Here is a 19,791-nt window from a genome sequence, read left to right as displayed (position 1 = left end):
TCTACCGACTCAGCGGAACATCGGCCTGCTATAAATAGTTGGTTCTTCACAGACGATTCCTGAAGGAGGAATAATGCATCTGCTGCATATTGACTCGAGCATCCGCGGTGACTGGTCGGTCAGCCGGCGACTCACCTCCCGCGCGGTCGACGCATGGCGTGCGGCCCACCCGGACGGCACCGTGGCCTACCGGGACCTGGGCGCCGAGCCGCTGCCGCACCTGGACGCGGACGGCGGGCTGGCGCGAATGACCCCTCCGGATCAGCACACGCCGGCCCAGCGCGAGTCCTGGCAGCTCAGCGAGCGGCTCGTCGACGAGGTGAAGCAGGCCGACGTGGTGCTGCTCGGCCTGCCGCTCTACAACTTCGGCGCGCCCAGCAGCGTCAAGTCCTGGGTCGACCACCTGATCGTTCCCGGGCTGGCGTACGACCCGACGACCCAGGAGGGCCTGCTCGGCGGGCGCGAGTTCGTGGTGCTGGCCACCCGGGGCGGCGGCTACGGCGAGGGCACTCCTCGCAACGGCTGGGACCACGCCGAGCCGTGGCTCCCGCACGGTCTGTCGATGACCGGCATGCAGCCGCGCTTCATCAGCGCCGAGCTGACCCTGGCGCCGTCGGTGCCGGCGATGGCCGAGCTGATCCCGCTGCACGAGGCGAGTCTCGCGGCGGCCGAGAAGGAGATCGACAACCTCTGGATGCCGGCCACCGCCCAGCGCTGAGAAAGCGCCGGTACGACGAGAGCGGCCGCCCCCGGATCGGGGACGGCCGCTCTCGTCGGTGCGGACGGGTTACATGATCGTCCAGGTGTCGCCGCTGCCCAGCAGGCCGGCGAGCTGCTGCTCGGGGGTCTCGGTGACAGTCGCCTTGGCGGCCGCGAGCTGAGCCTGCACCACGCTGTCGTAGGACGGTCGGTCCACTGAGCGGAACACCCCGATCGGAGTGTTGCGCAGGTCCAGCCCGGGCAGCCGGGACAGCGCGAAGGCGTAAGCAGGGTCGGTGACCGTCGCGTCGTGCACGACGATCTCCTCCGGGCGGACCGAGTTGGTGTCCCGGACCTCCAGGCCGAAGCCGCCCGGCGGGTGCACCACGCAGAACTGCCCGTCGGCCCCGAAGGTGATCGGCTGGCCGTGCTCCAGGCGGATCAGGTAGTCGTCCCGCGTGGACGGGTCCTTGAGCTGCTCGAACGCCCCATCGTTGAAGATGTTGCAGTTCTGGTAGATCTCCACGAAGGCCGAGCCCTCGTGCTCCGCGGCCGCCCGCAGCACCGACTGGAGGTGCTTGCGGTCGGAGTCGATGGTGCGGCCCACGAAGCTGGCCTCCGCGCCGAGGGCGAGCGAGAGCGGGTTGAACGGGGCGTCCGCCGAGCCGGACGGTGTCGACTTGGTGACCTTGCCGACCTCGGACGTCGGCGAATACTGGCCCTTGGTCAGACCGTAGATCCGGTTGTTGAACAGCAGGATCTTGAGGTTGACGTTGCGCCGCAGCGCGTGGATCAGGTGGTTGCCACCGATGGAGAGCGCGTCGCCGTCTCCGGTGACCACCCAGACCGACAGGTCCGGCCGGGACACCGACAGGCCGGTCGCGATCGCTGGGGCCCGACCGTGGATCGAGTGCATCCCGTACGTGTTCATGTAGTACGGGAAGCGGGACGAGCAGCCGATCCCGGAGACGAAGACGGTGCGCTCCCGGGGGATGTTCAGCTCCGGCATGAACTGCTGGATGGCTGCCAGGATCGCGTAGTCACCGCAGCCGGGGCACCAGCGCACCTCCTGGTCGGACTTGAAGTCCTTCGCGGTGAGCTTGACGGCGACGGGCTCAGACATTCTTCAGCACCTCTTCCAGCGTCGTCTCCAGCTCGGAGGCCGTGAACGGAAGGCCGCGGACCTGGTTGTAGCTGATCGCGTCGACCAGGTAGCGGGCCCGGATGACGTGGGCGAGCTGGCCCAGGTTCATCTCCGGGATGACCACCTTGTCGTACGAGCGGAGCACCTCACCGAGGTTGGCCGGCATCGGTGCCAGGTGCCGCAGGTGCGCCTGGGCGATGGAGAGGCCACGCTGGCGGACCCCGCGGCACGCCGCGCCGATCGGCCCGTACGTCGAGCCCCAGCCGAGGACCAGCACCCGGGCGTCGCCGTCCGGGTCCTCCACCTCGATGTCCGGCACCGGGATGGTCTCGATCCGGGCGGCCCGGGTACGAACCATGAAGTCGTGGTTGGCCGGATCGTAGGAGATGTCCCCGGTCTTGTCGGCCTTCTCCAGACCGCCGATCCGGTGCTCCAGGCCCGCGGTGCCGGGGATCGCCCACGGCCGGGCCAGAGTCTCCGGGTCACGCAGGTAGGGCAGGAAGGTGGTGCCGTCCTCGCCGTTGGGCTTGGTGGCGAACTCGACCCGCAGGTCGGGCAGCGACTCCACGTCGGGCAGCAGCCACGGCTCGGAACCGTTGGCGACGTAGTTGTCGGACAGCAGGATCACCGGGGTGCGGTAGGTGAGCGCGATCCGGGCCGCCTCCAGTGCCGCGAAGAAGCAGTCCGACGGTGACCGGGGCGCGATCACCGCGACCGGCGCCTCACCGTGCCGACCGTAGAGCGCCATGTTGAGGTCGGCCTGCTCGGTCTTGGTCGGCATGCCTGTCGACGGGCCGGCGCGCTGCACGTCCACGATCACCAGCGGCAGCTCCAGCGCCACCGCCAGCGAGATGGTCTCGCTCTTGAGCGCCACGCCGGGGCCGCTGGTGGTGGTCACGCCGAGCGACCCGCCGTAGGAGGCGCCCAGCGCGGCGCCGACGGCGGCGATCTCGTCCTCGGCCTGCACGGTCAGAACGCCGAAGCGCTTGTGCTTGCTCAGCTCGTGCAGGATGTCCGACGCGGGCGTGATCGGGTACGCGCCGAGGAAGACCGGAAGCCCGGAGCGGACCCCGGCGGCTACCAACCCCAGCGAGAGCGCCGCGTTGCCGGTGATGTTGCGGTACGTGCCCGGCTTCATCTTGGCCGGCTTGACCTCGTAGCGGACCGCGAAGTCCTCGGTGGTCTCGCCGAAGTTCCAGCCGGCCTTGAAGGCGGCGACGTTCGCGGCGACCAACTCCGGCCGGGCCGCGAACTTGCGCTCCAGGAAGCGCAGCGTCGACTCGTAGGGCCGGGAGTACATCCAGGAGAGCAGGCCGAGCGCGAACATGTTCTTCGAACGCTCGGCGTCCTTCTTGGACACCTGATGGGCGGCGAGCGCGCCGACAGTCATCGAGGTCAGCGCCACCGGGTGCACCACGTAACCGGCCAGCGAGTCGTCGTCCAGCGGGCTGGCCTGGTAACCGACCTTGGCGAGGTTGCGCTTGGTGAACTCGTCGGTGTTGACGATGATGTCCGCGCCACGCGGCAGATCGGCCAGGTTGGCCTTGAGCGCCGCCGGGTTCATCGCCACCAGCACGTTGGGCGCGTCGCCCGGCGTGAGGATGTCGTAGTCGGCGAAGTGCACCTGGAAGCTCGACACGCCGGGCAGGGTGCCGGCGGGAGCCCGGATCTCGGCGGGGAAGTTTGGCAGCGTGGAGATGTCGTTGCCGAGCTGCGCCGTCTCCGAGGTGAACCGGTCGCCGGTCAGCTGCATGCCGTCGCCCGAGTCACCGGCGAACCGGATGACCACGCGGTCGAGTTGACGGATCTGCTTGGTCACTGTGCCACCTTCGTTCGCGACTGCGGGGCTTGCCCGGCCACGGAACCTCCCTGACGCAACGCTTCACCGCACCGCCCCAGGCTGGTCCGGCCGCTGTCGTTCCTCACCTGAGAGCCTACGTCTAAGGGAGCCCTAACCATCCCCGGAGGTCCGCCGACTGGGACCGGATCGGGTTGCAAAATGCCCGCCTTTGCGGGGTTACGCACCGCCCGCCGTAATTCAGATCACCACCGGGTACCGCCGACGACCCCGGCCGCGCACTGCCGGGTCGTCAGTCGATCAGTCGGCGGGGTTGGGCGCGGGCTCGGGCGGCGGGCCGCCGAGCCGGCGGCGCAGCGAGGTGGTGGCCAGCGTGAGGGCCAGCACCACCAGCAGCGTGGAGACCGCGATCAGGATGACCGCGGTGCGCTGCACCGAGGTCAACCCGCCGTCTCCGGTCGCGGCGCCGGCGGGCAGTACGCCCTGCGAGCCGGTCGGCGCGGGCGGGGAGACCACCGGCGTGGCCAGTGCGGCCGCCGCGGTGATCCGGAAGCTCATCTGCACCCGACGGGTCGGGCCGCTGCGCGGATCGAGTTGACCGATCACGGCCCCGGACAGCGGCGCTTCCCGCTGCGCCTGCGGCGTCGCCTCCACCGGCAGCTGCACCTCTGCGGTCGTGCCGGCAAGCACCAGGCCGGCGTCGCAGCGGGTACGCGTCGGGTCGACCGCCACGCAGCCGAGCGGTGGGGTCGGCACTGTCACCCCGGCCGGCAGGACGACCTCGACCTGGCCCGCGGCGTCCACAGCGCCGGTGTTGCCCAGCCGAAGCGTGAGGGTGCTGGGGCCGCCGCTGATGTCGAAGGCCACCTCGTCGGCGGCGAGCGCGATGCCCGGCACCGGCGGGCCCGCTGGGAAGAGCACAGCGAAGCCCTGGTCGTCGGTCGCCTCCCCGGCCGTTCCCGGCGCGTCCGCGATGACCTGGACGGAGCCGCTCAGCGGCATCTGCTTCCACGCCGTGCCAGCGACCCGCAGCCGTAGCACGGTGCTGAACCGGACGCCCGCCCCGGCGGTCCAGGCACCGCAGCGGTACGTCCCACCACCGGCGGCGGCGCAGCCCTTCGTGCCGGCGTCGGTCAGCCCGGCGGGCAGCGTGTACGAGAGTCGGATCTGTTCCGTGGTGGTGCCGGTGTTGTGCACCGTGACCTGGAGGGTGGCGGCCGTGCTCGGTGTGTTCCAGTACGCCTCGGCGAGGGTGACGTCGCCGGTGGTGACCTGCACTCCCAGCGGGCTCTGCGGCGGCGGCGCCGAACCCGGCGCGGGCGGGCGAACCGTCGGCGCTGGCGGTGTCGGCGGGGCGGGAGGCGCCGTCGGTGGCACCGGGGGAGCCGGGCTGGGCGGTCGGGTGGTGCTGCCCGGCGCGGGGGCGCTGATGGTCGGCGCTGGCGGGACCTCCGGGGCGGTGGTCACCGGCGCCGGTGGCGTCGTCTCCGGTGGTGGCGCGGCGGTCTCCGGTGCCGGGTCGGTCGGCTCCGGTTCACCGCCCGGGTCTTCGGTCGGGGCGGGCTCCTCCGCCGGTGTGGTCGGGGGCTCCTCGCCTCCCGGCTCGTTGACCGGCTCGGCCGAGGTGGCGACCGGGTCCGCGTCTGGTGCGGCCGCGCTTGCCCAGGCCGGCCCCACGGCGAGCGCCGTGAGCAGGCCGAGCGCGAGCGCGGTCGCCAGCAGGGGCGTGGAACGCCGCCCCTCCGCCCGGTTACCGGGCGATGCCTTCACGCGGGCCATCTGTCCTCCGGTGACATGGGTGGGTGTCCAATATTCGGTAACAGTTGCCCCGGTGCACTAGTCCCATCTGGAAACAAATCCGTAACGTGTTTGGGACGGGCCGTCCGGGCGGGCGGTAGGCTGCCGACTGTGAACGGATACCTGGGCTCGTACGCGACGCTCGGTCTCCTGCTGCTCGCCAGCGTTCTCTTCTTCGTTACGGCGTTCTCGGCCAACCGGGTGTTACGCCCGGCGCGCCCGGCCGACCCGCCGGGCAAGCGGGCCAGCTACGAGTGCGGGCTCGACCCGGTCGGCGCCGACTGGGCGCAGATGCAGATCCGCTACTACGTGTACGCCTACCTCTACGTGCTGTTCGCGGTCGAGGCGGTGTTCCTCTTCCCCTGGGCGGTGGTCTTCGACCGGCCGGGCTTCGGCCTGGTGACCGTGGTGGAGATGGCGGTGTTCGTGGCCGTGCTGGCGCTCGGCATCCTCTACGCCTGGCGTAGGAACATCCTCCGCTGGACCTGAGCGCCACTGCCTCCGGCGATCGTGTCGCTCCGTCCGACCGTTCGCTGTCGGTTACGGCGACGACCGGTCAGGCGAGTCCTCGGCGGGTGGCAGTTGGCGGGCGGTCGCCTCGGATCGAGGCCACCATGTCCAGCACCCGGCGGGTCGGGCCGACCTGGTGGGCCCGGAAGACCCGGGCACCCAACCAGGCCGAGACGGCCGTCGCGGCGAGCGTCCCCTCCAGCCGTTCGGCCACCGGCAGGCCCAACGTCTCACCGATGAAGTCCTTGTTGGAGAGCGCCACCAGCACCGGCCAGCCGGTCGCGGTCAACTCGTCCAGTCGGCGGGTGATCTCCAGCGAGTGCCGGGTGTTCTTGCCGAAGTCGTGCGCCGGGTCGATGAGGATGCCGTCGGGGCGTACCCCTGCCGCCACCGCGCGCTCGGCGAGCCCGGTCACCGTCGCGACCACGTCGGCGACCACGTCGGTGAAGGCGGCCCGGTGCGGCCTGGTCCGCGGCGTCAGCCCGCCGGCGTGCGAACACACCAGACCGGCGCCCGTCCGCGCGGCCACGCGGACCAACGCCGGGTCCACGCCCGACCAGGTGTCGTTGAGGAGGTCGGCCCCGGCCGCCACGGCCTCCGTCGCCACCTCGGCCCGCCAGGTGTCGATGGAGATCACCACATCCGGAAACGCGGCTCGGACGGCGGCGATGGTGTCCACCGTCCGCCGGATCTCCTCGGCGACGTCCACGTCCGCGCCGGGACCGGCCTTGACGCCGCCGATGTCGATGATGGCCGCGCCCTCGTCCACGGCCCGCTCCACAGCGCGAAGAGCGCTGTCGGCGGCGTAGGTGGCCCCGCGGTCGAAGAACGAGTCCGGCGTGCGGTTGATGATCGCCATCACCACCAACTCGCCGGGGGCGAACGTGTGCCCACCCAGCCGAAGCGCCCCGGCCATGCCCGCCTCCTGGAAGTTCACGCCGTCGCCGCCGCGTCGGCCGGTCCCGACGCTAGTCGGTCGCCCGTCCACGATTCCGGGCGGGCGTCGGCACCGATCGTGATCGAGGCGGGTGGCGGGGTCGCTCCCGGCCGGCTGCCATGCCACGATCAGTACATGGGTCAGCTTCTGCTCCTCCTGGTCGTGGCGTTGACCGTCGCGGCGGTGATATTCGGCGTGACGGTGCTGGTCAGCGGGCGTGATCCCGGTCTGGTTCCGGCCGAGCCGGATTCGCAGGCCGTGGCGTTGCCGGGCACCCGCCCGTTGCGCGAATCCGACGTGGGGGCGGTCCGTTTCGACACCGGGTTGCGCGGGTACCGGATGGACCAGGTCGATAAGGCGCTACGCCGTGCCGCCTACGACATCGGTTACAAGTCCGAGCTCATCGGCGTACTGGAGTCGGAGGTCATCGCCTTGCGTGAGGGGCGCACCGACGATGCGGACGTGCTGCGGCAGGCCCGCGAGCAGTCCGCCAGCAAGGTGACTCCAGTGGACGCGGCCGAGGTCGGCGAGGCGGCCGAGCCGGGCGAGGCAGTGGAGCCGGGTAAAGACGTGCCGCTGACCGGCGAGGCGGCTTCGGCCCCGGTCGGCTCGACGACTCCCGGTCCGTTGCCCGCCGCCAGCTCGTCCCCGGCGGATTCCGACGGGGTGGCGCCTGCCGCCGCGCCAGCCGACGACGAGTCGGCCGATCGTGAGCAGACCGCCGGCACCGAGCAGCGCGACGCGGTGGTTCGGTCGGAGTCGGCGTGACGGAGCCGGAGGGCGCCGACGATCTTCGCGAGGCGGCCCGACCCGGCGCCGGAGAGGTGACCGCCACGGTGATCGTGGAGGCCCCGGCGGAGCGGGTGTTCGCCGCTCTGCTCGCCTGGGAACGTCAGTCCGACTGGATCCCGTTCACCCGCGTGCGGGTGGTCGAGGGCGACGGGCGCGAGGGCAGCCGGATCGAGGCGGTGACCGCGCTCGGCCGGGCGACGCTGCGCGACGAGATGTTGGTGGTCCGGGTCGACGAGCCGTACGAGATCGGCGTCGTGCACCACGGCCAGTTGCTGCGCGGCCCAGGGGTGCTGCGCTGCACCCAGCTGGGCCGGGATCGCACCCAGGTCGTCTGGCACGAGTGGTTCCATCTGCCGGGCGGTCGGGCCGGTCGACTGGCGTGGCCGGTGCTCTGGCCCGGGTCCAAGCTCGGCCTCACCCAGGCGCTGAAGAGGTTCGCCCGTCTGGTCGAGCAGGGCCGGCTGCCCTGACCGGGGAGCCCGGCGCCGGCTGCCAGCCCGGTGCGCGGAAGAGATGCCCGACCCGGTGCCGCCAGGTCACCGCGGCGCGCAGGTCCCGGGCGATCGAGGCGTACTCGTGGAAGGCCACCCGGACCGGGTTGTAGCTGCCGACGTTCTTCGTCAGGCCGTACACGCAACGCTCCCGTTCCGGCGCGAACGACCTGAAGAGCCGGTCCCAGACGATCAGGATGCCGCCGAAGTTGCGGTCCAGGTAGCTGCCCTGCGACGCGTGGTGCACCCGGTGGTGCGACGGGGTGTTGAACACCGCCTCGTACCAGCGCGGCATCTTCTCGATCCGCTCGGTGTGGATCCAGAACTGGTAGAGCAGGTTGACCGAGCCGCAGAACGCGACCACGGCCGGGTGGACGCCGGCCACGATCAGCGGGATGTAGAACACCCAACTGGTCAGGCCGGTCCAGGGCTGGCGCAGCGCGGTGGAGAGGTTGAACCGCTGCGACGAGTGGTGCACCACGTGCGAGGCCCAGAGGATGCGGATCACGTGGTGGCCGCGGTGCGACCAGTAGTAGCAGAAGTCCTGCGCGAGCAGGATCAGCGGCCAGGTCCACCAGAGCTCGGCGACCCGCAGCGGGGTGAGCGCGTAGAGCAGCGCGTACGCGGCGGCGATCGGCACCTTCCAGAGCAGGTCGGCGAAGATGCTGCCCAGCCCCATCGTCAGGCTTGTCGCGGTGTCGGCGCCGCCGTAGCCGACCTCGTCGTCGCCGCGGTGCAGCAGGTAGGAAATCCGCTCCAGCACGATGAGCAGCACGAAGGCCGGGATCGACCAGGCGATGACGTCCGGGAACTCCTTCACCGCGTGGCCTCCGCTCGCCGTCACCGGTCGAGGCGCACCGTCGGGTGACCTCGACCTACCGGTCGGTAACAAGCACCATAGGCAGCCGGGCGGCCGGTGGCAATGGGGTGTCGGACGGATGCCCTAGCGTGTACGGGGTGACTGACCTGGTGATCGGCGCCGATGGGCTGCCTCGCTGCGCCTGGGGGTCGAGCACCCCCGACTACGCCATCTACCACGACACCGAGTGGGGGCGGCCGCTGCGCGGCGACGACGCGCTCTACGAGCGGATGACGCTGGAGGCGTTCCAGTCCGGGTTGTCCTGGCTGACCATCCTGCGCAAGCGTCCGGCGTTCCGACTGGCCTTCGACGAGTTCCACATCCCGACCGTCGCCCGCTACGACGACGCCGACGTGACCCGGCTGCTCGCCGACGCCGGCATCGTCCGCAACCGGGCCAAGATCGAGGCGGCGATCGCCAACGCCCGCGCCGCACTGGAGCTGCCGGAGGGCCTGTCCGCGCTGCTCTGGTCCTTCGCGCCGGAGCCCCGGCCAACTCGCCCCGCCTCGTTCGCCGAGCTGGCACCGATCACCCCGGAGTCGACGGCGATGGCCAAGGCACTCAAGAAGCGCGGCTTCCGGTTCGTCGGCCCGACCACCGCGTACGCGCTGATGCAGGCGACCGGGATGGTCGACGATCACATCGTCGGCTGTCACGTCACCCTTGCATCGGCGGCGTGATGAGATGGCAGGCATGACGACCGAGACCGCGCACCGGGCCGGTGCGGCCGGCAACGCCGACGGGGTGGGCACCTGGGCGGTGCTGCTGCCCGCCGAACGGTACGAGGCCGAGCGGCTCGTGCACCACGACACGCTGGAGCTGACCGGGCTGACCGACGTCGCCCGGCCAGGGCTGGGCGACCAGGTGGCCGTGCTGGTGGACGCGCCGCCACGGCTGGTGGCCCTCGGCCGGGTCGCCGCGCCGGGTCGACGCCACCGCGAGGACCCGGACGACCCGCAGTCCCCTGTCGAGCCGGGCACGCTCGTCGTCGCGTACACCCGGCGGGCCTTCGACGAGCCGGTACCGGCCGACCTGCTGACGCTCGACGAGCCGGTCACCGCTGTGGAGCCGGCGGCCTTCCGGGCGTTGGTCGACCAGCTCGGCCCGCCCCCGGCGCGGCGCACCTGGCTGGTCAGCCTCGACCTGCCGATCGAGGCCGGCACGCCGGCTGAGGCGGTTCGGCTGTTCTGGTCCTACGTGCAGGAGCTGGGCCCGCGTGAGCTGCCCGCCTTCGTCTCGCCGGCCGGCGACGAGCTGGCCATGCAGGCGTTCGTGCTGGGCGAGCAGGCCAACCAGGACCCGGAAGAGGACGACTAGAAGAGCTTGTCCACTCGTCCCCGCCAGTCGGCGAGGACCGGGCCCGGGTCGGTGTCCAGCACCCGCTCCAGCAGCGTGGCGTAGACATCCCGGAAGTCGGTGGTGTATTTCAGGTCGCCGTCGTCGAGGTCGGTGAGGCTCGGTGGTGCGCCGTGCCAGCCGCCCCGGACGCCCGCGCCGAGCAGCAGCACGTCCGAGGCGGTGCCGTGGTCGGTGCCGTCCGAGGCGTTGGCCCGTACCCGACGGCCGAACTCGGAGTAGACAGCCACCACCACCTTCCGGCCCGCCTCGGTGCGACTCATCCGGTCGGCGAACCCGGTCAACGCCCGGTCCAGCTGACCCAGCAGCACTGCCTGCAACTGCTTCTCGTCGGCATGCGTGTCGAAGCCGCCCAACGACACCGAGAAGACCCGGGTGGACACTCCGGCCTCGACGCACTGCGCGACAAGGTCGAGCTGCGCGTCCAGTGGGGTGCGGGCCCCGCCGGTGGCCGTCGCGGGGGCCTGCTCGCCGTCCGGGTCCGCCGTGTCCGGGTCGGCGGAGTCGCGTACCTGGCGGATCATCTCGTCCACCGACCGCAGGTCGGCGAAGCAGGCGGCGGCCCGACCCCGGGCCGCCGACTCGCCCGCCTCGGCGGCGGCGAACGCGGTAAGTGTCGCAGCGGGCAGCCCCTTTGCGGCCTTCCGGTCGGTCACCGGCACTGCCGCACCGGCGCTCTGGGCTCCGGCCAGCAGCGGCGGCAGCGCCGGCTCGAAGGAGACCGCCAGCCGCGGGTCGCCACCGGCGCGGTCCAGCCACCGCCCGAGCCAGCCGGTGTTGCCGGGCCGGTCCGGTTGCGCGGTGTGCCAGATGTCCATCGAACGGAAGTGGCTGCGGTCCGGCTTCGGGTAGCCGACTCCGCGCACGATCGCCAACCCACCGCCGGACCAGCGCTGGTGCAGGCCGGCCAGCGCCGGGTTGAGGCCGAAGTCGTCGTCCAACCGCCGCACCTCCCCGTCCGGGTACGCCAGCTCCGGGCGGGCCGCCCGGTAGGCCGGGTCGCCGTACGGGATGACCGTGTTGAGGCCGTCATTGCCCCCGTAGAGCGTCACCAGCACCAGCGTTCGGGACTGCGGGTCCCGGTCCCCGCTGGTGTCCAGCAGGTCTCGCAGGCTGTACGCGCCGGCCCCGGCGGCCAACGCGCCCGCGCCGACCACCCCGCTGGTCAGCAGGAACCTGCGTCGGGTCACTGTGTCCATGTCGACTCCTCCGCTCAGCTGACTGTGTATTCGGGGCTGACCAGGCCGGCGGCCAGCAGCTTGCGGGGCTCACCGGCCAGCGGGGTGAGAGCGGCGCGGGTGCGCGCACCCCAGCCGTCGACGACCAGCAGTCGGGCCAGCGCGTCCGGTCGGCCGGCGGTGGGCGCGGCGGTCAGGCGGGCCAGCACCGCTGGTGCCGTGGCGGCGGCGAGCACCCCGGCCGTGCGCAGCCGGGCCTGCAACGACGAGGTGGTCAGCCAGGCGGACCCGGCCGGCCAACCGCCCACGCTCGGTGGGCGCAACGGCACCTGGTCGAGCGCGTTCAGCCCGGCGAGCAGTTGTCTGCGTTGCTGCTCGGGCAGCGCGGACGGTCGGATGCCGAGCTGCCGCAGCGCACCGACCAACCACTCCACCGGCTGCTTCACCAGCGTGCCCCGGGTCTGCGCGAAGGTCGGCGCGGAGAAGAGCGCGCGCAGTGTCGCGATGGTGTCCGCGCCGGCCAGGCCATCCGGCGCCGGGGTCTCGGTGCCGGCGTAGCGGAACCAGAGCCGACCGGCCACGAAGGTCGCCGCCGCCGGTTGGGCCGCCAGCAGGCCGGCGTACGCCTCGGCGTCGAACCGGCCGCTCTGCCCGAGGATGCTCTTCTCGCCAGGGTCGTGCCGGCGGGCCTCGAAGCGGGTCGCACCGGTACGCCGGTCGACCACCCAGCCGGTCAGGGCCCGCGCGCCGGCCTTCACGTCGGCCTCGCTGTAGGCGCCGATGCCGAGGGTGAACAGCTCCATCAGCTCACGGGCCAGGTTCTCGTTCGGCGCCTTGCGGGTGTTCTTCTGCCCGTCCAACCACATGATCAGGGCGGGGTCGCGCACCATCGCGGCGACCAGCGGGCCGAACGGCCCCCGTCCGTGCCGGCGCAGCGTCTCCAACTGGCCCACCATCAGCCGCGCCGACTTGACCTTCTGCGCGCTGGTGGCCCAGTGCCCGTGCCAGAAGAACAGCAGCTTCTCGGTCAGCCCGTCCTCGGCGGCCACCATCCGGCCCAGCCACCACTCGGTGACCTGCTGGAGTTGCTTGCGGCGCTCCGCGTTGGCCTGCTGCCGTTGCTCGCGGGTGGAGTCCTTTGTCAGCCCGGCGTACGGGTCCGGGGGCAGCGTCGGGACCGGTGTGGCCGCCGCACCCCGGTCCGTCGTGGGCGGGGTGAGCAGCCGGTCCAGTGTCGCCGCCGGCCCGGCCCGCTCGGCCGCGTCCACCTCGTCGGCGGTCGGCCCGAAGGTGGCCCGGCGCAACAGGTGCGCCACCGATTCACGATCGCTCATACCGGCCGACGCTAGGCGTCCCGTGTTCGAGGACGGTAAGGGTGGCGTCCGGATCGCGTTCAGCGTCCCTCGAAGACCGGTTTCTGCTTGCCGACGAAGGCGAGGGTGGCCGCCCGGTGGTCGGCGGTGGCGCCGCAGATCGACTGGGCCTGCGCCTCGGCGGCGAGGGCGTCGGCGAGGGTGCCGGCGTCGGCGATGGAGAGCTGGCGCTTGATCGCCCCGTACGCGACGGTCGGGCCGGCGGCGAGGCGGGCGGCCAACTCCTGGGCGACGGGCAACACCTGCTCGTCGTCGTCCGTCAGCCGATTGAGCAGGCCCAATCGGCAGGCCTCCTCGGCGCGGACCGGCTCGGCCAGCAGCAGCAGCTCCACCGCCTTGGCGTGGCCGACCAGTCGGGGCAACGTCCAGGAGGCGCCGGTGTCGGCGGCGAGACCGACCTTGGCGAAGGCCATCAGGAAACTGGTGGTCGGACCGCCGATGCGGATGTCGGCCAGGAACGCCAGCGACGCGCCCGCCCCGGCAGCCATCCCACGGACCGCGGCGATCACCGGCTTGGGCAGGTTGGCGAGCCGGGCGGCGATCGGGTTGTAGTGCGCCCGTACGGTGCCCAGCGGGTCACTGGCGGAGTTTTCCAGGGTGGCCACGTGCTCGCGCAGGTCCTGACCGGCGCTGAACGCCCCGCCGGCCCCGGCCAGGACGACAGCGCGGCAGGACCGGTCGGTCTCCAGCTCCGCGAGGGCGTCCCGCAGCGCCTCCTTGAGCGCCACGTCGAGCGCGTTCATCGCGTTCGGCCGGTTCAGCGTGAGGGTGACGACGGCATCGGTCCGGTCGACCAGCAGCGGCTCGGTCACGTGTCTAACGACCCTTCTGTCGGACGATGCGGTTGCCGGCGTCGAGGCACTGTTCGACGTACCGGTCGGCGGCCGGACGCAGGCGTGCTGCGTGCCGGTCGAAGAAACTGGCCGCGGCGGTGCCGGGCCACCGCTCGGGCAGCAGCGCCGGGGGTAGCTGCGGGTCCTGGAAGAGGAACGTACGCCACGCGTGCACGAGGCGGAACCGCGTCGCGTACGCCTCCTCGTCGCTGCTGCGCACTGTGACCGCGGCAAGCAGCGGGCGCTGGTCCGCGACGAATCGCTCGTAGGCGCGGCCGATCTCGGCCAGGTTCCAGGCGCGCCGGACCACGCCCATCGCGCCGGGGGTGCCGGAGAAGTGCGAGGCGGTGAACCGCTCGAACCGGATGCCGGTTTCGGCGAGCAGCAGGTCGACATCCTCGGCGGGTCGGGTGGCGACCCAGGTCTGCTCGTCGAGCGTCCCGTAGCCGAGGAAGCTCAGGTTGGCGGCGAGCCGCTGACGGTCCCGCCGGGAGCCCGGGGCCTCCAACACCAGCAGATCGAACCGGCCGTCCCAGGTGACCCGGCCGGTCCGGTAGATCCGGGCCGCCGCCTCGTCGAGTCGGCGGGCAGCTTTCGGTGTGATCGAATATCCCGGTCCGGAGACCAACCGGAGGGGCTCGAGCCAGCCTTGACGCACCATCCGGGAGACGGCGGTGCGAACTGCTGGCGGTGCGATTCCCAGCGGCGCCAGTAGCTTGACCAGGGCAGCAACCGGTGCCCGGCCACCCCTCGGACGGAGGTGGTCGCCGTACAGGTCGAAGAGTGCCGACCGTGCCTGCATGACCGCACATTGTGACAGGCCTTCTCAAGATAAGCTAGATGCTGTTACATCAATGCTGCTCCGGTTTGGGTCCGGCGGTGTTCATCAGGGAAAATCGTTTGTCGACACCCCCGTGACCGTTGCGGGTGGTCGTGACGAAGTGGCTGTGGGGCAACCCACCGACCCTGGTGTAGGTCTGAGGGGAGACAACATGGCGGCGATGAAGCCGCGGACGGGCGACGGTCCGCTGGAAGTCACCAAGGAGGGGCGGGGCATCGTCATGCGGGTCCCGCTGGAGGGCGGTGGCCGGCTCGTCGTCGAGATGACTCCCGACGAGGCCAACGCGCTCGGTGACGCACTGAAGGCAGCGGCCGGCTGAGTAAGGAGTGCTCCGGGCGGCTCACGCCGCCCGGAACGTTCTTCAGGCCCTGAGCCACCGGAACCACCGGTGGCTCAGGGTCTTCAACGCTGCGGGCAGGTGGGTTCGCCGCCGGCGCGCGACTCTTTCCTGGAGGTACGGTTCCGCGTGCTCGCCATCCGTCTGATCGCCGAGCCCGAGCGGCTCGACGTCCTCGTCCTGCCCGTCCGCTCCGCCGATTCGACGGCGGAAGGTGACACCTCGGCCGAGCCAGTGTCGACCGCCGTGGCGGGCCCGGACGGCACTGCCGACGAGGCGGCCGCGCTGGCGTCAGCGGCCCGGCTGAAGGGCCGAGCCGGCGAGATCCACACTCAGCTGCGCCCCGGGCGTACCCCCGGCCGGCTGCTGCTGCTCGGCATCGGCGACGGCGGCGAGGCGGCCTGGCGGACGGCCGGCGCGGCCCTGGCCCGCTCAGCTTCAGCTGAGACGCATATCACCATCGCGCTGCCGGTCGATGTGACAGTGGCCGCGGTTCGCGGATTGACCGAGGGGCTGCTGCTCGCCCCGTACCGGTTCCGACTCACCGAGGCCGGCGACCGACCGGCGCTCACCGGCGTCGACCTGCTGCTCGACGACCCCACCGGGTACGAGGACACCGTCGCCACGGCCCGCACCACGGCCGCGATGACCCACCTCGCCCGGGACCTGACCAACACCCCCTCGTCGGTGAAGACCCCGCAGTGGTTCGCCGACCAGGTGGCCTCCGCCGCAGCCGACCTTCCGGACCTGCGGCTGCGGGTCCGTGGCCCGGCCGAGCTGACCACCGAGGGCTTCGGCGGGATCCTCGCCGTGGGCGGTGGCTCCGCCAGCGGACCCCGGCTGGTCGAACTGGACTGGCACCCCGCCAACGCGCGCACCCACGTCGTGCTGATCGGCAAGGGCATCACCTTCGACACCGGCGGCATCTCGATCAAGCCGGTGGCGTCGATGAAGCTGATGCGCAAGGACATGGCCGGCGCGGCCGCTGTCGTCGCCGCCACCCTGGGTGCCGCCGCGCTGCGGTTGCCGGTCCGGATCACCACGTTGACCCCGCTGGCCGAGAACATGGTCAGCGGCTCGGCGTTCCGCCCCGGCGACGTCATCCGGCACTACGGCGGTACGACCAGCGAGACGACCAATTCCGACGCCGAGGGTCGGTTGGTCCTCGCCGACGCGCTGGCGTACGCGGTGCAGCAGCTCAAACCGGACCTGCTGCTCGACCTGGCGACGCTCACCGGCGCGAACTCGGTGGCGCTGGGCAAGCGCACCGCCGCCCTCTACAGCGAGAACGACGAGTTGGCCGCCAGCGTGCTGGCGGCGGCCGAGGCGGCCGGCGAGTCGGCGTGGCGGATGCCGCTGCACACCGACTACGTCGAGTACCTCGGCAGCGAGATCGCCGACCTCTACAGCGCGCCCGCCCAGGGTGCCGGGTCGGTGCTGGCCGCGCTCTACCTGCGCGAGTTCACCGGCGACCTACGAGACCGCTGGCTGCACCTGGACATGTCCGCCCCGTCCTGGGCCGACAGCGACCAGGCCGAGGTCAGCCGAGGCGCCACCGGTTGGGGCGTCCGCTCGTTGCTGCGCTGGCTCGCCGACGTCAACTAGCGCGTGGGTCAGAGCCCCGGCTCGACCGAGGCTCTGACCCGTCCTGGGCTCGGATCAGCACTTCACCGCGGCGAGCAGCCCGTGCCCGACCGGAAGCAGCGCGGGGATCCAGTGCTCCGACTCCCGGACCGCCTTGATCGTTTCGCGAACCGTCACCGTCTCCGCGTCCCGGGCGGACGGGTCGCCGATCCGGTCGCTGGCCAGCACACCGTTGAGAGCCAGCACGCCCCCCGGGCGCAACAGCCGCAGCGCCGCCTCCACACAGGCATGGAAGCCGGTCGCCTCCGCGTCCACGAAGACCAGGTCGTACGCACCGTCCGCGAGCCGGGGCAGCACGTCGAGCGCCCGGCCGGTGATGATCCGGGTACGCCCGGCCGCGAAACCCGCCTCGGCGAAGATCCGCCGGGCGATCCGCTGATGCTCCACCTCCACGTCGATGGTGGTGAGCACGCCGTCGACGCGCATGCCGCGCAGCAACCAGACGCCGCTGACTCCGGTGCCGGTGCCGATCTCCACCACCGCACGGGCGTTGCCGGCGGCGGCCAGCAGCCGCAGCGCCGCCCCCGCGCCGGGGGTGACCGCTTCGAGGCCGACCTCGCGGGCCAGGCTGCGGGCGGTACGCAGAACGAGATCCTCGGTGACGTACGACTCGGCGAAATGCTGGGCCTGTGTCGTCGAACTGCCGGAACCGGCGACCGTGGCGATGGGGCACCTCCGGGGGCGGTGCGTGGTGCGGGGGCGGGTTGGCACTGTGAGCGTAGAGGCGACCGTCGTGGGGCGCAGCCGCGCCTCCGCCGGAAGCGATCACCGGGGCAACCGCTGACTGCACCGCGTCCATCCGTGCAATCCTGGAGGCGGTATCCCGTCAACCGCGACCAGACCGGCCCGTGGCCGGGCGACGCGGCGCGGGATCCGGGGACGGACTGGGAGGCACCGACGTGACCGACGGCTGGGACTGGCGCCGGGGCGGTGAGACTCCGGCTCCGGCGCGACCGCCCGGGGCAGGAGCCCCGTCGGTGGGGCCGCCGACCATGCCGGGGGCTGACCGCACGCCCCCGGCCTCGCCGGGCAGCGGACCGGCACCTGGCTGGCCGGTGCCTTCCGGCGGGCCGACGCCGGGTTGGCCGGTGCCTTCCGGCGGGCCGACGCCGGGTTGGCCGGTGCCTTCCGGCGGGCCGACGCCGGGTTGGCCGGCGCCTCCCGGCGGGCCGACACCGGGTTGGCCGGCGTCGACTGCGGGCGGGCCCAACTCTGCCGACACGTCGGCCTGGTGGTCGGACGCGCTCGCCGACCCCTGGCGCGACCCGGCGGCCCCTACCGCGGTGGTGGTGCCCGGGGTGGTGGCCCCCGGCACCGAGCCCGAGCCGGTGACCGACCCCGACGCGCCGGGCCGGCCGACACTGCGCCACCTGTTGCTCATTCCCGTGATCACCGCGCTGCTGGCCGGCACCCTCGGCGGTGCGTTGGGTTACGCGTTCGCTGTGCGTGGCGGCGCTGGCACGGCGGTCCTCGGCGGTGCGCCCGCGGAGGTGCCGGCGCTTGCGCAGCGCAAACCGGAGTCGCTGGCCGGGGTCGCCGAACGGGTCCTGCCCAGCGTGGTCACCGTACGGGTGAGCAGCCTCGGCGGGACCAGTGAGGGCTCCGGCTTCATCGCCACAGCCGACGGCCATGTGATCACCAATGACCATGTGGTGGCCGGCGGCACCGGCAAGGCCTCGGTGGTCTTCAACGACGGCAGCACCGCGCCGGCGACCATCGTCGGCCAGGACGCGGAGTCGGACATCGCAGTGATCAAGGTGAGTCGTCCCGGGCTGCGACCTGTGGAGTTCGGCGACTCCGACGCGCTGGCGGTCGGCGACCCCGTGCTCGCCATCGGCTCGCCGTTGTCGCTTGCCAACACGGTCACCGCCGGCATCGTGAGCGCGCTGGACCGGACGATGCAGGCCGGCGAGCCGGGCGGCCCGGTGCGTTACTACGCCGCCATCCAGACCGACGCCGCGGTCAACCACGGCAACTCGGGCGGCCCACTTGTCGACGGCGCCGGCCGGGTGGTCGGAGTGAACTCCACGATCAAGTCACTTGTCGCCGAGGGACACGAGGCGGGCAACATCGGGCTCGCCTTCGCCATCCCGATCAACCAGGCCAAGAGGGTGACCCAGGACATCATCGGCACCGGCAAGGCCCGGCGTACGGTGATCGGCGCCCGGGCGGACGGCCCGACCGGGGTCGTCGGGGGCGGCCTGCGGCTGGCCGAGGTGGAGCCGTCCGGCCCCGCGGACGGTGCCGGACTGAAGGTCGGCGACGTGATCCTCAAGATCAACGGTCGGCCGATGACCGAGCCGACGGATCTGACCGCGTTGGTCCGCAAGTACGCGCCGGGCTCGGTCGTGACCGTCGAGTACCGGCGTGGCTCCGCTCGGCAGAACACCTCGGTAACTCTCGCCGCGGACGCGAAGTGACTCACCACGGAAGCGAAGTGAACAGCGGCGCACCCCTTGCCCGAAAGCCGTCCGCCGTGCGTAGTCTTGCTGCTGACGCCGAGAGGAGGCCCGCGGGATGCTCGACAACCTGAACTGGTGGGAGATCGGTGCGCTGCTGCTCCTGGCGCTGCTGATCTTCGGCGACCGGCTCCCCGCCGTGATCACCGACGGCCTGCGGTTGGTGCGCAACCTGCGCAACATGGCCCGCAACGCCACCGGCGACCTGAGCCGTGAGCTGGGCACCGACATCCAGCTGGAAGACCTGCACCCGAAGGCGTTCATCCGCAAGCACCTCCTCAGCGAGGAGGACGAGGCGGCGATCCGCAAGCCGTTGCAGGGCGTCTACGACAACCTGCGCGCGGACGTCAGCGGCGTGCACAACGACCTGAAGGACGTGGCCAACGCCGCCGACCTGCGGTCGAACGAGGCCCGGTCCGGCACTGCCACCAGCAGCCCCTCGGCTCCGGCCCCCCGCGCCAGCTACGACGACGCCACCTGACCGACCCGTACCCCGACCGGCTGGTGCCCCTGACCGTCTAGCCCCGTCGTGCCCGAACTCGGCCGGATCATGCCCGCCCGGTGCCGGGGCCGGTGCCGGCTTGATCGACTCGGGTTCCCGGAAGTTGCGGTATCCCACGCCGGCGGTTTCAAGCGGCTGTTGCGACTAGGTGTTTGTGGAGTACCTCGGCTGGATTCTGCCAGTCGAGGGTTTGGCGTGGTCGTCCGTTGAGTTCGCGGGCGACGGCGTCGAGGTCGTCCTG

At 72.0% G+C, this 19,791-nt stretch carries 20 protein-coding genes and 1 pseudogene; 10 read left to right on the top strand and 11 right to left on the bottom strand.

Going from position 1 to position 19,791, the window contains the following annotated elements:
• Positions 1 to 73 precede the first annotated feature (73 nt).
• Positions 74 to 718, top strand: a complete 645-nt coding sequence (locus tag AB0C19_RS17420; RefSeq protein WP_357186017.1) for an NAD(P)H-dependent oxidoreductase — start codon at positions 74 to 76, stop codon at positions 716 to 718.
• A gap of 69 nt (positions 719 to 787) precedes the next feature.
• On the opposite strand, the gene AB0C19_RS17415 is transcribed toward AB0C19_RS17420, so the two are convergent.
• From AB0C19_RS17415 to AB0C19_RS17405, 3 genes are all read right to left on the bottom strand, one after another.
• Complete coding sequence (locus AB0C19_RS17415) at positions 788 to 1,822, bottom strand: 2-oxoacid:ferredoxin oxidoreductase subunit beta (RefSeq protein WP_357186014.1); 1,035 nt, start codon at positions 1,820 to 1,822, stop codon at positions 788 to 790.
• Positions 1,815 to 3,662 carry a 2-oxoacid:acceptor oxidoreductase subunit alpha gene (locus AB0C19_RS17410; protein ID WP_357186011.1) on the bottom strand — a complete coding sequence of 616 codons (1,848 nt, stop codon included), beginning with the start codon at positions 3,660 to 3,662 and terminating at the stop codon, positions 1,815 to 1,817. The genes AB0C19_RS17415 and AB0C19_RS17410 overlap by 8 nt, the downstream gene beginning before the upstream one ends.
• Before the next feature lie 279 nt (positions 3,663 to 3,941).
• Entirely contained in the window at positions 3,942 to 5,420 is a 1,479-nt protein-coding gene (locus AB0C19_RS17405) for a hypothetical protein (RefSeq protein ID WP_357186008.1), read from the bottom strand.
• 129 nt (positions 5,421 to 5,549) lie between these two features.
• Between AB0C19_RS17405 and ndhC the strand changes: the two genes are divergently transcribed.
• On the top strand, positions 5,550 to 5,927 hold the full coding sequence (gene ndhC, locus AB0C19_RS17400) for an NADH-quinone oxidoreductase subunit A (RefSeq protein ID WP_091394827.1): 378 nt from the start codon (positions 5,550 to 5,552) through the stop codon (positions 5,925 to 5,927).
• Between the two features lie 67 nt (positions 5,928 to 5,994).
• Here ndhC and folP read toward each other — a convergent pair whose 3' ends face one another.
• Positions 5,995 to 6,864, bottom strand: a complete 870-nt coding sequence (gene folP / locus AB0C19_RS17395; protein WP_357186004.1) for a dihydropteroate synthase — start codon at positions 6,862 to 6,864, stop codon at positions 5,995 to 5,997.
• 156 nt (positions 6,865 to 7,020) lie between these two features.
• On the opposite strand from folP, the gene AB0C19_RS17390 reads away from it, so the two are divergent.
• Entirely contained in the window at positions 7,021 to 7,653 is a 633-nt protein-coding gene (locus AB0C19_RS17390; protein WP_357186001.1) for a DivIVA domain-containing protein, read from the top strand.
• Positions 7,650 to 8,147: an SRPBCC family protein gene (locus AB0C19_RS17385; protein ID WP_357185997.1), complete on the top strand. Its 498-nt coding sequence runs from the start codon at positions 7,650 to 7,652 to the stop codon at positions 8,145 to 8,147. Before AB0C19_RS17390 ends, AB0C19_RS17385 begins: the two co-directional genes overlap by 4 nt.
• Here AB0C19_RS17385 and AB0C19_RS17380 read toward each other — a convergent pair.
• The gene (locus AB0C19_RS17380; RefSeq protein ID WP_357185994.1) at positions 8,092 to 9,012 is read right to left on the bottom strand and encodes a sterol desaturase family protein; all 921 of its coding nucleotides are present in this window, start codon (positions 9,010 to 9,012) and stop codon (positions 8,092 to 8,094) included. The two genes, AB0C19_RS17385 and AB0C19_RS17380, sit on opposite strands and share 56 nt — an antisense overlap.
• A 113-nt stretch (positions 9,013 to 9,125) precedes the next feature.
• On the opposite strand from AB0C19_RS17380, the gene AB0C19_RS17375 reads away from it, so the two are divergent.
• Positions 9,126 to 9,707, top strand: a complete 582-nt coding sequence (locus tag AB0C19_RS17375) for a DNA-3-methyladenine glycosylase I (protein ID WP_323181883.1) — start codon at positions 9,126 to 9,128, stop codon at positions 9,705 to 9,707.
• Between the two features lie 13 nt (positions 9,708 to 9,720).
• The gene (locus tag AB0C19_RS17370) at positions 9,721 to 10,344 is read left to right on the top strand and encodes a hypothetical protein (protein ID WP_357185990.1); all 624 of its coding nucleotides are present in this window, start codon (positions 9,721 to 9,723) and stop codon (positions 10,342 to 10,344) included.
• On the opposite strand, the gene AB0C19_RS17365 is transcribed toward AB0C19_RS17370, so the two are convergent.
• From AB0C19_RS17365 to AB0C19_RS17350, 4 genes are read right to left on the bottom strand one after another with little or no spacing between them, the layout of a single operon-like run.
• Complete coding sequence (locus AB0C19_RS17365) at positions 10,341 to 11,582, bottom strand: DUF1501 domain-containing protein (RefSeq protein WP_112620111.1); 1,242 nt, start codon at positions 11,580 to 11,582, stop codon at positions 10,341 to 10,343. The two genes, AB0C19_RS17370 and AB0C19_RS17365, sit on opposite strands and share 4 nt — an antisense overlap.
• Positions 11,583 to 11,596: 14 nt before the next feature.
• A complete protein-coding gene (locus tag AB0C19_RS17360) occupies positions 11,597 to 12,895 on the bottom strand; it encodes a DUF1800 domain-containing protein (RefSeq protein ID WP_357185986.1) in 1,299 nt (432 codons plus the stop codon).
• A 59-nt stretch (positions 12,896 to 12,954) separates the two neighbouring features.
• Positions 12,955 to 13,746 carry an enoyl-CoA hydratase-related protein gene (locus AB0C19_RS17355; protein ID WP_357185983.1) on the bottom strand — a complete coding sequence of 264 codons (792 nt, stop codon included), beginning with the start codon at positions 13,744 to 13,746 and terminating at the stop codon, positions 12,955 to 12,957.
• A 4-nt stretch (positions 13,747 to 13,750) separates the two neighbouring features.
• A complete protein-coding gene (locus AB0C19_RS17350) occupies positions 13,751 to 14,569 on the bottom strand; it encodes a PaaX family transcriptional regulator C-terminal domain-containing protein (protein WP_091394799.1) in 819 nt (272 codons plus the stop codon).
• 190 nt (positions 14,570 to 14,759) lie between these two features.
• Between AB0C19_RS17350 and AB0C19_RS17345 the strand changes: the two genes are divergently transcribed.
• Together AB0C19_RS17345 and AB0C19_RS17340 are read left to right on the top strand one after the other, a co-directional pair.
• The gene (locus AB0C19_RS17345; RefSeq protein WP_007455245.1) at positions 14,760 to 14,927 is read left to right on the top strand and encodes a DUF3117 domain-containing protein; all 168 of its coding nucleotides are present in this window, start codon (positions 14,760 to 14,762) and stop codon (positions 14,925 to 14,927) included.
• Positions 14,928 to 15,074: 147 nt separating this feature from the next.
• The gene (locus AB0C19_RS17340; protein ID WP_357185979.1) at positions 15,075 to 16,550 is read left to right on the top strand and encodes a leucyl aminopeptidase family protein; all 1,476 of its coding nucleotides are present in this window, start codon (positions 15,075 to 15,077) and stop codon (positions 16,548 to 16,550) included.
• Positions 16,551 to 16,604: 54 nt separating this feature from the next.
• Here the strand turns inward: AB0C19_RS17340 and AB0C19_RS17335 are convergent, their stop codons facing one another.
• The gene (locus tag AB0C19_RS17335) at positions 16,605 to 17,300 is read right to left on the bottom strand and encodes an O-methyltransferase (RefSeq protein WP_357185977.1); all 696 of its coding nucleotides are present in this window, start codon (positions 17,298 to 17,300) and stop codon (positions 16,605 to 16,607) included.
• Positions 17,301 to 17,710: 410 nt separating this feature from the next.
• Here AB0C19_RS17335 and AB0C19_RS17330 point away from each other — a divergent pair, with 410 nt between their 5' ends.
• Both AB0C19_RS17330 and AB0C19_RS17325 read left to right on the top strand, forming a co-directional pair.
• The gene (locus tag AB0C19_RS17330; protein ID WP_357185974.1) at positions 17,711 to 19,009 is read left to right on the top strand and encodes a trypsin-like peptidase domain-containing protein; all 1,299 of its coding nucleotides are present in this window, start codon (positions 17,711 to 17,713) and stop codon (positions 19,007 to 19,009) included.
• 97 nt (positions 19,010 to 19,106) lie between these two features.
• Positions 19,107 to 19,529 (top strand): preprotein translocase subunit TatB, encoded by a 423-nt coding sequence (locus tag AB0C19_RS17325; RefSeq protein ID WP_091394791.1) that lies wholly within the window; start codon positions 19,107 to 19,109, stop codon positions 19,527 to 19,529.
• A gap of 148 nt (positions 19,530 to 19,677) precedes the next feature.
• Here the strand turns inward: AB0C19_RS17325 and AB0C19_RS17320 are convergent.
• Positions 19,678 to 19,791 (bottom strand): annotated as a pseudogene (locus tag AB0C19_RS17320) (IS30 family transposase); the annotation flags it as partial.

This window comes from Micromonospora sp. NPDC048842 (genome assembly GCF_040649935.1).
Lineage (GTDB): Bacteria > Actinomycetota > Actinomycetes > Mycobacteriales > Micromonosporaceae > Micromonospora > Micromonospora hortensis.
Note: the sequence above shows the minus strand (reverse complement) of the source record. Positions and strands in the feature narration are given on the sequence as shown.

What these genes read in the sequence shown, in the direction of transcription:
- AB0C19_RS17420 (WP_357186017.1), top strand. Translation starts at nt 74, where the DNA reads ATGCATCTGCTGCATATTGACTCGAGCATCCGCGGTGACTGGTCGGTC.
- AB0C19_RS17415 (WP_357186014.1), bottom strand. Translation starts at nt 1,822, where the DNA reads ATGTCTGAGCCCGTCGCCGTCAAGCTCACCGCGAAGGACTTCAAGTCC.
- AB0C19_RS17405 (WP_357186008.1), bottom strand. Translation starts at nt 5,420, where the DNA reads ATGGCCCGCGTGAAGGCATCGCCCGGTAACCGGGCGGAGGGGCGGCGT.
- folP (WP_357186004.1), bottom strand. Translation starts at nt 6,864, where the DNA reads ATGGCCGGGGCGCTTCGGCTGGGTGGGCACACGTTCGCCCCCGGCGAG.
- AB0C19_RS17390 (WP_357186001.1), top strand. Translation starts at nt 7,021, where the DNA reads ATGGGTCAGCTTCTGCTCCTCCTGGTCGTGGCGTTGACCGTCGCGGCG.
- AB0C19_RS17370 (WP_357185990.1), top strand. Translation starts at nt 9,721, where the DNA reads ATGACGACCGAGACCGCGCACCGGGCCGGTGCGGCCGGCAACGCCGAC.
- AB0C19_RS17365 (WP_112620111.1), bottom strand. Translation starts at nt 11,582, where the DNA reads ATGGACACAGTGACCCGACGCAGGTTCCTGCTGACCAGCGGGGTGGTC.
- AB0C19_RS17360 (WP_357185986.1), bottom strand. Translation starts at nt 12,895, where the DNA reads ATGAGCGATCGTGAATCGGTGGCGCACCTGTTGCGCCGGGCCACCTTC.
- AB0C19_RS17350 (WP_091394799.1), bottom strand. Translation starts at nt 14,569, where the DNA reads ATGCAGGCACGGTCGGCACTCTTCGACCTGTACGGCGACCACCTCCGT.
- AB0C19_RS17345 (WP_007455245.1), top strand. Translation starts at nt 14,760, where the DNA reads ATGGCGGCGATGAAGCCGCGGACGGGCGACGGTCCGCTGGAAGTCACC.
- AB0C19_RS17325 (WP_091394791.1), top strand. Translation starts at nt 19,107, where the DNA reads ATGCTCGACAACCTGAACTGGTGGGAGATCGGTGCGCTGCTGCTCCTG.